Annotated in this window: 11 protein-coding genes; 6 read left to right on the top strand and 5 right to left on the bottom strand. The window is 68.9% G+C overall.

The window, feature by feature from the left end; all coding sequences use genetic code 11:
• The first annotated feature begins 2 nt into the window (after window positions 1-2).
• Window positions 3-1,544 carry an APC family permease gene (locus AC5RV3_RS13315; protein WP_494122539.1) on the top strand — a complete coding sequence of 514 codons (1,542 nt, stop codon included), beginning with the start codon at window positions 3-5 and terminating at the stop codon, window positions 1,542-1,544.
• Between the two features lie 182 nt (window positions 1,545-1,726).
• A complete protein-coding gene (locus tag AC5RV3_RS13320; RefSeq protein ID WP_494122540.1) occupies window positions 1,727-2,632 on the top strand; it encodes a macrolide 2'-phosphotransferase in 906 nt (301 codons plus the stop codon).
• Between the two features lie 98 nt (window positions 2,633-2,730).
• Here AC5RV3_RS13320 and AC5RV3_RS13325 read toward each other — a convergent pair whose 3' ends face one another.
• The 3 genes from AC5RV3_RS13325 to AC5RV3_RS13335 all read right to left on the bottom strand — a co-directional run bounded on the left by AC5RV3_RS13325 (window position 2,731) and on the right by AC5RV3_RS13335 (window position 4,812).
• A complete protein-coding gene (locus AC5RV3_RS13325) occupies window positions 2,731-3,435 on the bottom strand; it encodes a hypothetical protein (RefSeq protein ID WP_494122541.1) in 705 nt (234 codons plus the stop codon).
• Entirely contained in the window at window positions 3,416-3,937 is a 522-nt protein-coding gene (locus AC5RV3_RS13330; protein WP_494122542.1) for a MarR family winged helix-turn-helix transcriptional regulator, read from the bottom strand. Before AC5RV3_RS13330 ends, AC5RV3_RS13325 begins: the two co-directional genes overlap by 20 nt.
• Before the next feature lie 113 nt (window positions 3,938-4,050).
• Window positions 4,051-4,812 (bottom strand): DUF1353 domain-containing protein, encoded by a 762-nt coding sequence (locus AC5RV3_RS13335; RefSeq protein ID WP_494122543.1) that lies wholly within the window; start codon window positions 4,810-4,812, stop codon window positions 4,051-4,053.
• A gap of 136 nt (window positions 4,813-4,948) precedes the next feature.
• Here AC5RV3_RS13335 and AC5RV3_RS13340 point away from each other — a divergent pair, with 136 nt between their 5' ends.
• Window positions 4,949-6,235 carry a hypothetical protein gene (locus AC5RV3_RS13340; protein WP_494122544.1) on the top strand — a complete coding sequence of 429 codons (1,287 nt, stop codon included), beginning with the start codon at window positions 4,949-4,951 and terminating at the stop codon, window positions 6,233-6,235.
• A gap of 76 nt (window positions 6,236-6,311) precedes the next feature.
• Here AC5RV3_RS13340 and AC5RV3_RS13345 read toward each other — a convergent pair whose 3' ends face one another.
• Window positions 6,312-6,869, bottom strand: coding sequence for a histidine phosphatase family protein (locus AC5RV3_RS13345; RefSeq protein ID WP_494122545.1), 558 nt, complete (start codon window positions 6,867-6,869; stop codon window positions 6,312-6,314).
• A gap of 264 nt (window positions 6,870-7,133) precedes the next feature.
• Between AC5RV3_RS13345 and AC5RV3_RS13350 the strand changes: the two genes are divergently transcribed.
• From AC5RV3_RS13350 to AC5RV3_RS13360, 3 genes are all read left to right on the top strand, one after another.
• On the top strand, window positions 7,134-8,294 hold the full coding sequence (locus AC5RV3_RS13350; protein ID WP_494122546.1) for a P-loop NTPase family protein: 1,161 nt from the start codon (window positions 7,134-7,136) through the stop codon (window positions 8,292-8,294).
• Between the two features lie 2 nt (window positions 8,295-8,296).
• Window positions 8,297-10,087, top strand: a complete 1,791-nt coding sequence (locus AC5RV3_RS13355; protein ID WP_494122547.1) for an ABC transporter transmembrane domain-containing protein — start codon at window positions 8,297-8,299, stop codon at window positions 10,085-10,087.
• A 157-nt stretch (window positions 10,088-10,244) separates the two neighbouring features.
• A complete protein-coding gene (locus tag AC5RV3_RS13360; protein ID WP_494122548.1) occupies window positions 10,245-10,385 on the top strand; it encodes a hypothetical protein in 141 nt (46 codons plus the stop codon).
• A 42-nt stretch (window positions 10,386-10,427) separates the two neighbouring features.
• Here the strand turns inward: AC5RV3_RS13360 and AC5RV3_RS13365 are convergent, their stop codons facing one another.
• A complete protein-coding gene (locus AC5RV3_RS13365; RefSeq protein WP_494122549.1) occupies window positions 10,428-13,874 on the bottom strand; it encodes a DEAD/DEAH box helicase in 3,447 nt (1,148 codons plus the stop codon).
• Window positions 13,875-13,977 lie beyond the last annotated feature (103 nt).

Genomic DNA, 13,977 nt, shown 5'->3' on the forward strand with positions numbered 1-13,977 from the left:
CCATGACCAGTACCATCACCAAGGCCGGGAGCACCGCGGGCGGCCTGAGCCGGAAGGGCCTGAAATCGGGTTCGGTCGGCCTGCTCGGCGCCGTCGTCATCGGCGTCTCCTGCATCGCCCCGGCGTATACGCTGACCGGGGCGCTCGGCCCCACCATCGCCGAGGTCGGCGTGCACCTGCCCGCGATTTTCCTGGTGGGCTTCATTCCGATGCTGCTGGTGGCCCTCGGCTACCGCGAGCTGAACAACGCCATGCCTGATTCCGGCACGTCCTTCACCTGGGCCACCCGTGCCTTCGGTCCCTGGGTGGGCTGGATGGGCGGCTGGGGGCTGATCGCCGCAACGGTGATCGTGCTCTCCAACCTGGCGGCGGTGGCAGTCGACTTTTTCTACCTAATGCTCGCCCAGCTCACCGGCAACGCAGCGCTTGCCGACCTGACCAACAACCTGCCGCTGAACATCGCCACGACCTGGATCTTCATCGGGCTGGCCTGCTGGATCTCGTACCGCGGCATGGAAACCACCAAGACCTTCCAGTATGTGCTGGTGGCGTTCCAGGTGGTGGTGCTCGTTTGGTTCGCCGTGGCTGCCTTCGGCCACGTGGCGGGAGGCACGGCGTTCGACGCGCTGGAGATCTCGGCCGACTGGTTCAACCCGTTCGGCGTCGAGTCCTTCTCGGCCTTCGCCGCCGGCATCTCGCTGTCCATCTTTATCTTCTGGGGCTGGGACGTCACCCTCACCATGAACGAGGAGACGAAGGACCCGGAGAAGACTCCGGGCCGTGCCGCCGCAGTAACCATCATGGTCATCGTCGTGATCTACATGACCGTGGCACTGGCCGTGCTGGCTTACGCGGGCGTGGGCACCGAAGGCCTGGGCGCCGGCAACCCGGAGAACCAGGAGAGCATCTTCGCCACGCTCGCCGGCCCGGTGATGGGACCGTTCGCCATCCTGATGTCCCTGGCCGTGCTGAGCAGTTCGGCGGCGTCGCTTCAGTCCACCTTCGTCTCGCCCGCCCGGACCATGCTCGCCATGGGCCACTACCGGGCGCTGCCGGCCGGATACGGCACGATCAGCCCGAAGTACAAGTCGCCCAGCTACGCCACCGTCGCCGCAGCAGTGGCGGCCGGCGGCTTCTACACCGTCACCCGGGTGATGTCCGAGAACGCGCTGTGGGACACCATCACCGCGCTGGGCATGATGATCTGCTTCTACTACGGCGTCACCGCCTTGGCGTGCGTCTGGTACTTCCGGGCCGATGCCTTTGCCTCGCTGCGCGGATTCGGGCTCAAGTTCCTGGCGCCGCTGCTGGGAGGCGTCATCCTGCTGGTGATGTTCGTGCAGACGGCCGTCGACTCGATGGACCCTGCCTACGGTTCCGGTTCGTCGATCGGCGGACTGGGCCTGGTGTTCGTGCTCGGCTGCGGCGTGATCCTGCTCGGCGCGGTGCTGATGGTGCTCATGTATCGGCGCAACCCGGACTTCTTCCGCGGCGCGACCTTGCGCAGGGGAGTGGCAGCCGACGACCTGGCGGACCGCGGCTAAGCGAAGAGGACAGCCATCCTGTAGGAACCGTCGACGGCGGTGCCTCCCCCAAGGCGGGGCGGGGCACCGCCGTCGTGCTTTCAGCGGCGCTTGCGGCGGCAAGGGCGCGGCAGGCGCTGCGGGTGTCATGGCCTCGGCACGGGCTTGTGGCTACAGTGGCACAAAGTCGACTGGAGGTACCCATGAGCGCAGCGAACGACTACACACCGGACTCCGTCGCCGACCTCGCCTCACAAAACGGGCTGACCATCGATCCAAAGTCCGTCAGGTTCAACGAGGCAGGGCTGGACTACCTGGTGGCCTACGCAACCGCCGACGACGGCAAGAGGTGGGTGCTCAGGATCCCGCGGCGGCCGGACGTCTCATCGAAAATGGCTGACGAGGCCAAGATCCTGAACCTGGTAAAGAACAGGATTTCCGCCGCCGTGCCGGACTGGCGGATTCGGAACCGCAGCCTGATTGCCTATCCGGAGCTGCCGGGCGAGCCGGGCCTGACGCTTGAGGACGGAGAACCCGTCTGGCACTTCGACCGCGAGTCGCCGGCCTACTGCGCGTCGTTGGGACGGTTGATCGCCCACCTGCAGCGCATCAGCCCGGACGAGGCGCGCCAGGCCGGCGTCCCGGCATTCACCGCCGCCGAGGTGCGTCAGGAGATGCGAAACAATCTGGCCAAAGTGAGCTCGGAGTTCCGGGTGGCGGCGGACCTGATGCGACGGTGGGACGCCTGGCTGGACGGCGACAGCTATTGGCCGGACTTCACCGCTTTCAGCCACGGTGAGCTATACCCGGCCCATCTGCTGCTGGACGAGAACGCGGAGATCCGGTCGGTGCTGGACTGGACGACGGCCAAGGTGGGGGACCCGGCGCTGGACTTCAGCCTGCACTGCATGATGTCCACGCCCGAGGCGTTCGAACTGACCGTGCGGGCTTTCCGGGACGAGGGCGGCCGGGTGCCGCCGCGGCTGGCCGAGCACTGTGCCGAACTGGTGTCGGCCGGTCCCATCAACTACGGGTTGTATGCGATTGCCACCGGCGACCCGGACCACCAGGCGGCAGCTGCCGCCCAGTTGGACCCCTCCGGGGGCTGACCGGCAACGGCAAAGCTTCGCCCGGGCAGGAGCTGCCGTCGGGCAAAAATAATGGCCGGCGCCCGTTCGCTGACGCCGGCCATTGGAATGTGGGGCCGCTACTTCCTGCGGCCTTTGCCCTTCTTGAGCGGATTGCCCTTGGCCAGCGGAGGGGCGGTGCAGGTCGTCGTCGCTGCGGCGCCTGCCGCCCGGAACTCTGCGACGCCGGACTCTTCTCCTCGCGGTGCCGTCGCAGTTCGGGCGCTGTGCATGGCAGAGTCGTTGCCTGCCGCCGGCGCAGCGAGTGCGGACATCGGCCGCGCCCCGCCGTCGTTGTTTGCGGCTTCAAGCTGCAGCCGGGGAGTCGCTGCGGGCAGCGCAGCAAGGCCGCTGCCGGCCGCCGGCGCAAGGCCGCTGCCGGACGCCGGGGCAGTCGCGTTCCGTGCCAGGCTGCCGGGCACGGCCGGAACCGGCCCGATGTCTTCGGGATACTCGAACAAAACCTCGGCGAACCTGTCGGCGTAGCCCAGCCGCTTGACGATCAGCCAGACGGAGGCACCGACGATGACCATCGTGGCGATGACCGCCATGCCAGTGCCGTAGATCCGCAGCAGCGCGTTGACTGGAGAGAGGGCGTGGACGGGTGCGGTGTCCAGCAGCCAGACGATGGACCAGAACACCGCAGTGCCGGCCAGGGTCAGCAGCGGGAACAGCAAACCGGCGGTACGTACTTTCTGTGTCAGCAGCTGCCGGGTGGCGGTCAACCGTGTAGAAAGCGTGTGCAGATCGTGTTTGCCACCTTGCTCAAGAGCCTTCGATGACATCGCCGGTCGTGTTCCTTTCTGAGTCGCTTCGGGGGGATGCGTCGCCGCGCAGCAATTGCTCGGCGAAGCGGGTAAAGAGTTGGGCGAAAGTTTCGCGGTCTTCGGCGGACCAATCCGCCAGGATTTCATCGACGACGGCCGCGCCGGCCTTGCCGATGTTCCGGTGCATCCGCCGTCCGGCCGTGGAAGCCGTCAGCAGGGTGGCCCGGCCGTCGTCCGGGTCGGCCTGCTTGTCCACCAGCCCTTTGTCCTCCAAGCGGCGGACCTGGGGCGTCATGGTGGATTTGTCCACGCCCTGCTGCGTGGCCAGCTCCGAGACCCGGACGGGGCCGTTGTCGTCGATGTACTCGAGCAAGGCCACGTCGGTGGGCGTCAGGCCCATCTCGCGCGGATCGAACAGCTGTTTCCGCGTCTCCGCATGGGACGCCCAGCGCACCACTTGAGCCACGGCGTCACGGATCATGACGCCCGGATCGGGCTGTCTGCGGGAGCTGGATGGCATGGTCCAAGTTTACCCGTTTCCGTTTGGTTTTGCCAATCAAACCAAATGGGCGCTTTTCGGGTGTTCTCCGGCACCGGGTTCCAGCGCCCGGAACCTGGAAATACCGCCGGGGCTCACGGTTGCGTGGTCCTGGCCAAGGGTCCGACGACGGGTGGCGGATCCGGGCGCTTTGCGAAGGGTTTGATGGCGGCCCACCAAGCCGTTTCGCAGAGCCAGAGCAGCAGGACCCCGGCCGCGGCTGCCGCCAGCACGGGGGAGAACAGGGCGAAGGCGGGAGCCAGGACGGCAACCACCGCCCAGTCGCGGCTCCACGTCAGGCAGAGCGCGCCGGTCAGGAGGACAGCTGCGGCCAGGGGCACCAGGCCGGCGCCGGTCGCCGCGAGCACGACGCCGGCCAGCAACCCGATGGCTCCGGCGCCCACGGACACGGTCAGCAGCAGGCCGCGGGCGCCGGCATGCTCAAGGTAAGCCTGTACCGTCACCACCGCCCACATCAGCCGGGCACGCAACGCGGCCACCCCGGTGTCCAGCAGTGCGCGGCGGAATTCTTCGTCGTAGATGCGGCGCAACTCCAGCGCCTGATCGCTCGGCAAGCGGGCGCACATCGTCGTGCGCTGATCATGCAGCAGGGCCGGAGCCGTCTGCCGGCCGTAGCTGGCGATGAGTCCCCACATCCAGGTGGGCACGGAGGCCAGATCCGTGGAGTTGTGCTCCAGCCCGGCGGAGAGGTCGTGCGGCTCGATCCGGACGATGGCGGAGGTTGTTTCCGCCTGGTAGTAAATCGGCGCCGCCAGTTGGAAGCATCTCTTGGTGCGCTGGACCAGGTGGATGGCCGTCAGCGGTTCGGTGGCGGAGGCGTCCTGGTAAAACGGCATGCGGCCAGTCTTACATTCGGGGCGGACGTTCGCACGGGCCCGCCGCGGAATTGGCGGCTGGTGAGCCAGTCCTGCCGCGGCCGCGGGTCCCGCCCGGTGGTTACCTTCACCCCGGCGGGCGTGGCACACTCGTGCCATGAGCCCCGTGAGCCGCAAGCGCAAGCCTAAGAAGCTGAAGAACAGCCGGTTTGGTGGCCGGCAGGGCGGGCCCGCCAGCGACCCGCTGCTGGACCTGTACCGCGAGCTGGAAGGGCCGTTTGCGGACACTCTGGACTCGCCCAGCCCGATCGAAGCCCATTCCCTGGGCGGTTATCTGCTGGATCTGTGGGACACTGCCGACGCGTCGGGCCAGCAGCGCCGCCACGAGCTGTTCTACGCCTGGCTGGACCTGGCCGAGGACCGGACCGGCCCCGGCTCCGTGCCGATGCTGCGGGCGCTGGCTTTCCTGATCGATCGCCCGGACATGCGCCGCGACGCCGAAACCCTGGCCGACCGGTTGGTGGCCGACGGGTTCACCGAACCGGAATGGGCCAAGCATCCGGTGGCCGTGACGGCCCTGCACCGTTATGCCGATGCCTACGGCGACGAAGCCGACATGCTCTTCGAGTTCACCACCGGCACCGAGAAGGTGGGGCTGCTGGCGCTGCTGGACGGCAACACCTTCGGCGGCACGGTGATGGAAACCGGACTCGTGGACGATCCCGCCGCGGCGCTCAGGGACCTGAACGAGGACGCCCAGGAAGCAGGGCTGGTGCTCGACGCCGACGCAGACCTGACCGGCACCGCGCTGGACGCCTGGGAAGGCCTGGACGCCTCGATGGACCTGCCGGAGCACATGGTGGACGAAGACTTCGGCGCCCGCCGCTGGGTGGCCCAGGCGTGGCTGCGCACCATCATCGAGCTCGCGGACGATACGGAGGACGAGAGCGAAGACTGGCTCTCCGACGAGGACTACGCCGAGCTCGACGATGCCGAGGCAGGGGCGGGGACCGGGGCAGGGGCGGGGACAGGGGCGGGGCCGGGGACCGAGGCCGCGCCCGCCACCGGCACGCTGCCGTCCGGTGACCCCGAACCGGGGCCCGCCGCCCGGGAAGAAAAAATCGAGGCGATCCGGCAGGAGGAAATCGAGAAGTTGGCCGCCCGCTACGCGCGGGAGACCGGGCGCGATTCGGCCGCCGAACTCGGCATGGTGAACCTGGTCCTTGGCTACGGCTGGGATTACGACGGCGGACGCCTCACCCGTGTGAGCCCGGTCAAGCTGGACCTGCTCAGCGAGACCGTGCTGGCCGAAGGCGGACTCGAGCCGGTTGATCCGGGGGAGGTGACAGCCTTCCTGCACCGGTGGGTGGACTGGTGCGCGCCGCGGGAGGAACTGTCCGTGCATGCGGTGGCCTTCCTGCACCGCCGCCTGGACGGGGGCTAGGAACCGGTCAGCTCCACGGCCGCCGGCGGCCCCTGCCCCATAACTCGTTTGGCGGCGTGACCCGGAGCGGGTGCGGTCAGGAGCGCGCGGCGGCCAGCGGGTCCGGGTCCGTCCGGTAGCCGAGCACCAGGTCGGCGTCCAGTTCCACCGTCTCACCGTTGGCGATGTAGCCCCAAGGTGATCCGTGGACAAGGCTCAACGTGAGCCGCAGGATGGTGCCGTGGGCCACCACGACGATGTTGCGGCCCGGGTAGGTGTGGAGCACTTCCTGCAGGCCGGCGATGCCGCGGGCGGCCACCTCCCGCTCCGGCTCGGCCTGCCGCATGAGCTGGTCGATCTCCGGCCGTTCCAGGCCGCGCAGCACGGTGCCTTCGATTCCGCGGTAATCGCGCTCCGAAAGATCAGGAACGGTTTCCGCCAGCTCCAGGCCTACCTGGCTGCCGATAATCCGGGCGGTCTCCATCGCGCGTCGCAAAGGCGAGGACACGAGGCCGTCCCATCCCCTCTCGGCGAGCGAGGCGCCGGCGTCCAGCGCCTGCCGTCGGCCCACGTTGTTGAGCGGCACATCCGTATGCCCCTGCAGCCGGCCTTCGGCATTCCAGTCGGTCTGTCCGTGACGTACCAGTGCCAGCACTTTTCCCCTTTTGCCCGGTGAACGGGACGATTCCCACAACGATTTGTCCCCTCATCAACCTTAGCCCGGCGGCGGTGCACGGCGGCCCGGATGCGGCTTCTGAAGGCGGAGGGCCTCCCGTGCGCAGCGGACTGAACGGCGTGGGGAGCACGGGCGACCGAAAGGTAAACGTTTCATGAGAAAGCCCTCATGCGGCTGTCATGTTCGTTTCATCGCGGGTGTGTTGACTCAATCCTGACGCACCCACCAACGAAGGAGCAGGCCATGACCATCACGGATTTCCCAGTAGGCACCGCCGGAACAGCAGGACTCGAAGCACTCGGAACCCCTGCCGCATCGGCGGCAGGGGTAGCGGAGAAGGTCTTCCGCACGGCAGCCGCTCCGGCAGACCCGCAGCGGCTGCGCCGGGCCAAGAAGGCGTACACCACCAGGTTCCTGGCCGAGCGCCTCTGCCTCGACGCCGCCGGCTACGAATTGCTCGATGTTGAGCCGGCCGCGGGCGACGTCGTGCTGGCCCGGGTGGTGGAAATCGGCAAGCACACCCGCTTGGAGAGCCCGGCCTCGCGGCGCCAGGCCATGTTCGTCGGCGACGAGATCCTAGTGGCTTACGGCAACAGGTACGCGCCGGACCAGTTCCTGGCGGTGGTACCCGGCGACCTGTCCGAGTGCTCGCTGGTGGCCGGCGGCGGCCTAGCGGCGCGGGTGCTGGAACAGCACGCCGACATCGACATGGCCACCCGCATCCAACCCATCGGCCTGCTGGCGCGTGACGGGCGAGTGGTCAACCTGGCCGATCTGGCGCCGCACACGATTAGCGCCAACACCGTGCTGCCGGGACGGCCGCCGGTGATTGCGGTGCTCGGCACGTCGATGAACTCCGGCAAGTCCACCACGCTTGGTTGCCTGGTCAAGGGCCTGACCTCGGCCGGCCTGACCGTGTCCGCGGGCAAGGCCACCGGCACGGGCGCCGGCAACGATCCGCTGCTGTTCGCCGATGCCGGAGCGGTGAAAGTGCTCGACTTCACCGACTTCGGCTTCCCCACCACCTACCTGCTGGACTACGAGCGCGTGCGCGGCCTGCTCACCAGCCTGATCGACGCGCTGACCACTTCCGAGACCGACGTGGTGGTAGTGGAGATCGCCGACGGCGTCTACCAGGGCGAAACCGCCCGGCTGCTGGCCGACCCGGTGTTCCATGCCGCCGTGGACCACGTGGTGTTCTCCGCGGCGGACGCGCTGGGCGCTACCGCCGGCATCGCGGTCCTGCGCGACGCCGGCGTCAGCGTGCCCGCCGTCTCCGGCCTGCTGACCGCCTCGCCGCTGGCCGCCCGGGAAGCCGCCGGCGTCATTGATACCCCGGTGATCAACACCTACGACCTGTGCGACCCGGCCACCGCCCTGCAGCTGCTGCCGGAGCGGAAGTAACAGTGACGGCAGGCCAGGCGGCCAATGCCGCGCCGGCGGCGTGGGATCGGACGGACTCGTTGGGGAAAGTTCAGCGGCCGCCCGACCTGCCGCTGCCTAAGCTGCTGCGCGGCCGGCGCCGCTGGTTGATGGCGGCCCTGCTGGGGACCGGCCTGTTGATGGCCGCGGCCGCCGGGGTGAGCGCGCTGCTGATGACCCGGCTGCTGGGCGGCACCGCGCCGGACGCGGCCGGCATCCTGCCGCCCGCGCTCGGCCTGGCCGCCGCGGCGCTGGGGCTGGGCGGCCTGCGGGCCGTCGAGCGCGTCCTGGCGGAGAAGCTCGGACAGGACTACATCCACGAGATCCGCAAGGGCCTGGTGGCCTCCGCCCTGGCCACCGACCGCGGTCCGTCGCCGGGGGTGACCATCGCGCGCAGCACCAACGACCTCTCCAGCGTCCGGAACTGGATCGCGCTGGGCATCGCGCCCCTGGCCGTCGGCATCCCGCTGATTGTGGGAACCGCTGCGGCACTGTGGTTCCTGTCCCCGGTGCTGGCGTTCGCCGTCGTCGTGCCGCTGGTGCTGCTGGCCGCCGGGCTGGCGCTGCTGTCCCGGCCGGCGTTCCACCGTGCCCGCGAATTGCGGCGCCAACGGGGACGGCTGGCCGCCCGGCTCGCGGACACGGTGATTGCCGCCGGCACCATCCGGGCCGCCGGCGGCGAGGACCGGGAGGTCAAGCAGATCGACAAGGCCGGGCGGAAAGTCTTGGATGCGGCCGTGCACCGCGCCGCTGCCGCCGGTCATATCCGCGGGGCGGCGGCAGCGGCCGCCTCGCTCGGCAGCGCCGCCGTGGCCGCCGTCGGAACCTGGCAGGCGGTGCCCACGGCCAGCATCGCCGCCGGGCTGACCATCGTGGGGATGATCTCCGCGCCCGTCACGGACATGGGCCGGGTGGTGGAATACCGGCAGAACTTCCGGGCCGCGCGGCGCATTCTTGCTCCGGCCCTCGCGGTGGCCGCTGCGGCGCGGGATGATCGACGGCGTCGCTCGGCCGCCCGGTCCGGGACCCGTCCGGCGACCGCGACCGGGACAGCGTTGGCGTCCGACGCACCTTCGGAGGCATCCACCCCGGCGGATTCCCACGCGAACGGGGCCGTGCTGGTGGACGGCCTGGCCGCGTGCCGCAACTGCCCGGCGCCGCCCTTGTCCGCCGGCCCGGGCGCGCGGGTCCGGATCCGCTCCGCCGACCCGGCGGCCGAGACCCGGGCACTTGAGACACTGGTCGGCATCCGCAGCGACCCGCACGCGGTGGCCATGGTGGGCGGCCGGCATTTGCTGGAAAGCGGCGGCCGCACCCGCCGGAAGCTGGTGGGGTACGCCGCCGCCGGCATGTACGTGGAGCGCGGCTCCATCGCCCGCAGCGTGCGGTACCGCCGGCCCGACCTCTCGCCGGACAACGGATCGGCGGCCCTGGAACGCGTCGGCCTCGCCGGCCGGATCGGGCAACTGGAGCGGGGCGAGGAGACCCAGCTCAAGCGCGGCGGCGAACCGTTGACCACCTCCGAGCTGGCCCGGCTGATGCTGGCGAGGGCCTCGCTGGGTGATCCGCCGCTGCTGGTCTTGAACCGGCTCGACGCCGATTTGGACCGGCAGGGCACCGCCATGTTGTCGGAATTCATCCGGGACTACCCGGGAGTGGTGTTGTTCGCCTCCGAGCATCCGGATTCGCTGGGCGTGGACTACACGGACTGGAACATTGACTGCGCCCACGCCGGCCTGGACCTGGTCTGGCGCCGGCATGCCGGACGCACGTAACTGCCGGTGGAGGAACACATGCCGGCAGCGATGCGCCGGAGGGAATCGGCGCCCCGGCCGGCAGGGCCGGGCCGGCGCCCGTGCCCGGCGGCAGGCGTGAGCGGAAGCACCACGCCGCATCCCGGGGCGCCGGGGCGGGCGGGGATATCTTTAGTCCGTGGTCAAAGTTGTGGGAATCATTCAGCCGGTGGAAACCAAGCAGTTGTCGGCCGAGGGCGACACCTATGCCGACGCCAAGGCCGCGATCGAAGCGCAGGTTCCCGAAGGCTGGCGGCTGCTGCAGATCATGACGCAGTAGCCGCAGTAGCCGCATAGGCGATGAGGCGCTCCCGGGTGCCGGCTACTCGCCGAAAAGCCCGCGGATGTCGGTGGCGGTGAGCTTGGAGGAGAACATCGCATCGTCTTCGAGCACCGAGGCGATCAGTTTGGCCTTGCGTTCCTTCAGGGCCATGACCTTCTCTTCGATCGTCCCGCGGGCCACCATCCGATAGACCATGACGTTCTTGGTCTGGCCGATCCGGTGCGTGCGGTCCACGGCCTGCGCCTCGGTCGCCGGGTTCCACCAGGGGTCCAGCAGGAAGCAGTAGTCGGCTTCGGTGAGGTTCAGGCCGAAGCCGCCGGCCTTGAGGCTGATCAGGAACACCGGCGCGTTGCCGCTCTTGAACTTCTCAATGACGTCGGCGCGGCGGCGGGTGGAGCCGTCCAGGTAGCAGTACTCGATGCCGGCCGCGTCCAACTGCTGGGCGGTCTTCTTCAGGTAGCTGGTGAACTGGCTGAAGATCAGCGCCCGATGCCCCTCGCCGAGGACATCTTCCAGTTGCTCGAACAGGACGCCCAGCTTGCTGGAGGGGACCGACGAATATTTCGGATCCACCAGCGAGGGGTCCAGGCTCAAGAGCCGCAACAGGGTCAGCGACTGGAAGATCGTGAACCGGTTCTTGTCCATGTCCTCGACCAGCCGCAGCACCTTCTGCCGCTCTCGCTGCAGGTGCGTGTCGTAGATCCGCCGGTGCTTGGGCGTCAGTTCCACCTCGAGGATCTGCTCCTGCTTCGCCGGCAGGTCATCGGCCACGGCCTCCTTGCTGCGGCGCATCATCAACGGTTTGATCCGGCGGCGCAGTTTCTGCAGCAGCTCCCTGTCCTGGCTGCGTTCGATCGGCCGCTGGTACTGGTCCACAAACCGAACCGCAGACGGGAAGAGCCCGGGCGCGACGATGGAGAAGATGGACCAGAGTTCCATGAGGTTGTTCTCCATGGGCGTGCCGGTGATCGCCATCTTGAAGGGCGCGTGCAAATCCCGGGCGCACTGGTGGACCTTGGTGGCGCGGTTTTTGACGAACTGGGCCTCATCCAAGATCAGCCCGGCCCAGTCCATCTCCTTGTAGGTGTCGAAATCCAGCCGGAACAGCGTGTAGGAAGTGACGATGACGTCGGTGTCCGCGGCGATCTCGGACAGCGGCCGGCCGCGGCCCTGGGTGTCGGTGATGCTCTCGATTCGGAGGTCGGGGGCGAAGCGCCGGCTCTCGTGGACCCAGTTGGACACCACCGAGGTGGGGGCCACCACCAGGAACGGCCGGGCGCTGGCCGGTTCGCCCTGCTGTTTGGCGTGCAGCAGCAGGGCCAGGGTCTGCAGCGTCTTGCCCAGTCCCATGTCGTCGGCCAGCACGCCGCCCAGCCGGTGCTTCCAGAGGAAGGCGAGCCAGTTGAAGCCTTCGGCCTGGTAGGGGCGGAGGTCCGCGTCCAGCCCGGTCGGCAGCGGGGTCTGCTCCACCGCTTCCAGTTCCAGCAGGCCCTGCACCGATTCGCGCCAGGTGCGCGCCTGCACCGTTTCGGTGGCGACTTCCTCCAGGTCCTCCCAGAGGGACGCCTGGTAGCGGCTGATCTGCAGCAGTTCGCCGGATTCCCGGTCCTGCATGTGGCGGGCTTCGTCCACGAGTTGGCGGAGCCGGTCAAAGACCGGCTGCTCCAGCGACAGGTAGGACTTGTCCACTAACAACAGCCTTGTCTGCCCGCGGGCCAGGGCCTTGAAGATGTTCCCGAACGGGACGGTGCGGCCAGCCACGCGGACCATGACACCCAGGTCGAACCAGTCGCTCTCGTCCGTCGCCACCGTGCTGATGGTCAGCTCGGGTGCCTCGGTGAGCTCCTCGTACTCGGGCCTGTCGCCGACAATATCCACGCGCACGCCGTCGAGCTGTTCGAGCGCCGGCAGCGCGTAGCGGGTGAAATCCACGGTGGCCATGTCCCGCAGGGTGCGCGCCGCCGTCGTGCCCACGCCCGGCACGGCCGCGGCCGCCTCCAGCAGGTCCTGCTCGGCCGGCAGGTCGCGGTAGTGGCTGCCGTCGGGCTCCTCATCGACCGGCAGGCGCAGCGGCTTGTCCCCGTGGCGGTACTCGAGGTGCCAGCCGAGCTGCAGCACGTTGCCCTTGCGGTAGGACGCGGTCAGCACCAGCGCCGGGGGTACGATCTCCGGGAAGCTCACCGAGTCGTCGCTGCTGACCACGGCGATGCGCTGGCTGAGCACGGGGTAGTAGCGCTTCATGAACTGCTCGACGTCGGCGGCCGGCACGGTCAGCGGCGTGCCGGAGAGCAGCAGGTTCGCTTCCTGCTCGGTCACCGGATGCCCGGTCGGAGCCAGCGTGATGACGGTCTGTCCATCGACGGCGTAGTGGTAGACGCCGTGCGTGCCGACGATGCCCGCAGTCCCGGTGGGCAGTTCCCGCCCGTCGATCCGCAGCGACGGCGTGAGGACCAAGTCGTCGGTCACCGGCCGGGCTTCCCCGGCGGCCTCTGGGGTGGGGGCTTCCGCGGCGGCTTCAGCTGGAGGTTCGGCGGCGGCTTCGGCCGCGGACGCTGCCTCCACGCCGTCGCGGTGGGCGTCCAAACCGATGACGGCCTGTTCCCGGACCTCGACGACGGTGTCCGCCTTGGCACCGATCAGGGCGATGCCCAGACGCTTGGCCTCGGCGAAGAGTTCCCACAAGAGCGGGCTGCTGAATTCGTCGAGGAAGAGCCAGTCGTTGTCTTCGCCGAAGTAGGTGAGGCCGGTGGCCCGGTGCAGCGGCGCGAACTGGCTGAACCAGCGGTGCTGTTCGGGGTCCAGCGGCAGGCCGTACGTCTTGTAGCTGATGGTGTTCCAGCGCAGCTTGCTGCGGATCCATCGTCCGGTCTCGTTCTGCAGCACGGGACGGACCCCGACGCGCAGCCGGTTGCCGGCCTTGCGGGTCCAGTTCGGACCCGCTGCGGAGGCTTGCGGCAGGGAGAGGCCCGAGGGGCGGTACTGGCGGTCCTCCCGGCGACCCGGCTCCATGAGCTCGAACTGCAGCCCGAGCGGGGACGTGCTTTTCGCCTTGGGCTTTGACGGCTTGCCGGTGTCCTGCCGGGTGGAGTCCGGCTTGCCGCCGATCAGGCCCTCCAACGAATCCTGCCAGTCGGCCGGTCCCGGTTCCGGCTCGCGCGCAAAGGCCTGGCTGGAGATGACGTGCCGGCTGTTGCTGGCCAAGAGCACGGCGGCCACGTGTTTGCAGTCGTCGCCCACCGGGCAACTGCAGGAGGACGATGCCGGGCGCCACTGGCCGCTCTCGCCGTTTTCCAGATAAATCCGGCAGCGGTACGGCAAGGCGGCGGTGCCGATGACCTTGGCAGTCAGCAGCCGGACGGAGGGATCCCAGACGGGTTCTGCAACAGAGCCATCGGAGGCGTAAATCTTGCCGCGGGCAAAGGCTGCGCCGCCCACCAACCGGATGATTTCGCTGACGTCAACCAGCGGAAAAGTGAGAGCGGCCATGGCTTCCATCATCTCACGCTGGAACCGGCCGCCGGTCACGCGGGAACCGTCGTCCGGCACGGGCCGCTGGCGCTGTGGACGGGGGAGGACGGCGGCGGAGGGC

Source organism: Arthrobacter sp. Y3221114, assembly GCF_059092625.1.

Excerpts from the sequence above, each read along its gene's own strand:
- AC5RV3_RS13315 (WP_494122539.1), top strand. The coding sequence starts at position 3 with ATGACCAGTACCATCACCAAGGCCGGGAGCACCGCGGGCGGCCTGAGC.
- AC5RV3_RS13320 (WP_494122540.1), top strand. The coding sequence starts at position 1,727 with ATGAGCGCAGCGAACGACTACACACCGGACTCCGTCGCCGACCTCGCC.
- AC5RV3_RS13325 (WP_494122541.1), bottom strand. The coding sequence starts at position 3,435 with ATGTCATCGAAGGCTCTTGAGCAAGGTGGCAAACACGATCTGCACACG.
- AC5RV3_RS13330 (WP_494122542.1), bottom strand. The coding sequence starts at position 3,937 with ATGCCATCCAGCTCCCGCAGACAGCCCGATCCGGGCGTCATGATCCGT.
- AC5RV3_RS13335 (WP_494122543.1), bottom strand. The coding sequence starts at position 4,812 with ATGCCGTTTTACCAGGACGCCTCCGCCACCGAACCGCTGACGGCCATC.
- AC5RV3_RS13340 (WP_494122544.1), top strand. The coding sequence starts at position 4,949 with ATGAGCCCCGTGAGCCGCAAGCGCAAGCCTAAGAAGCTGAAGAACAGC.
- AC5RV3_RS13350 (WP_494122546.1), top strand. The coding sequence starts at position 7,134 with ATGACCATCACGGATTTCCCAGTAGGCACCGCCGGAACAGCAGGACTC.
- AC5RV3_RS13365 (WP_494122549.1), bottom strand. The coding sequence starts at position 13,874 with ATGGCCGCTCTCACTTTTCCGCTGGTTGACGTCAGCGAAATCATCCGG.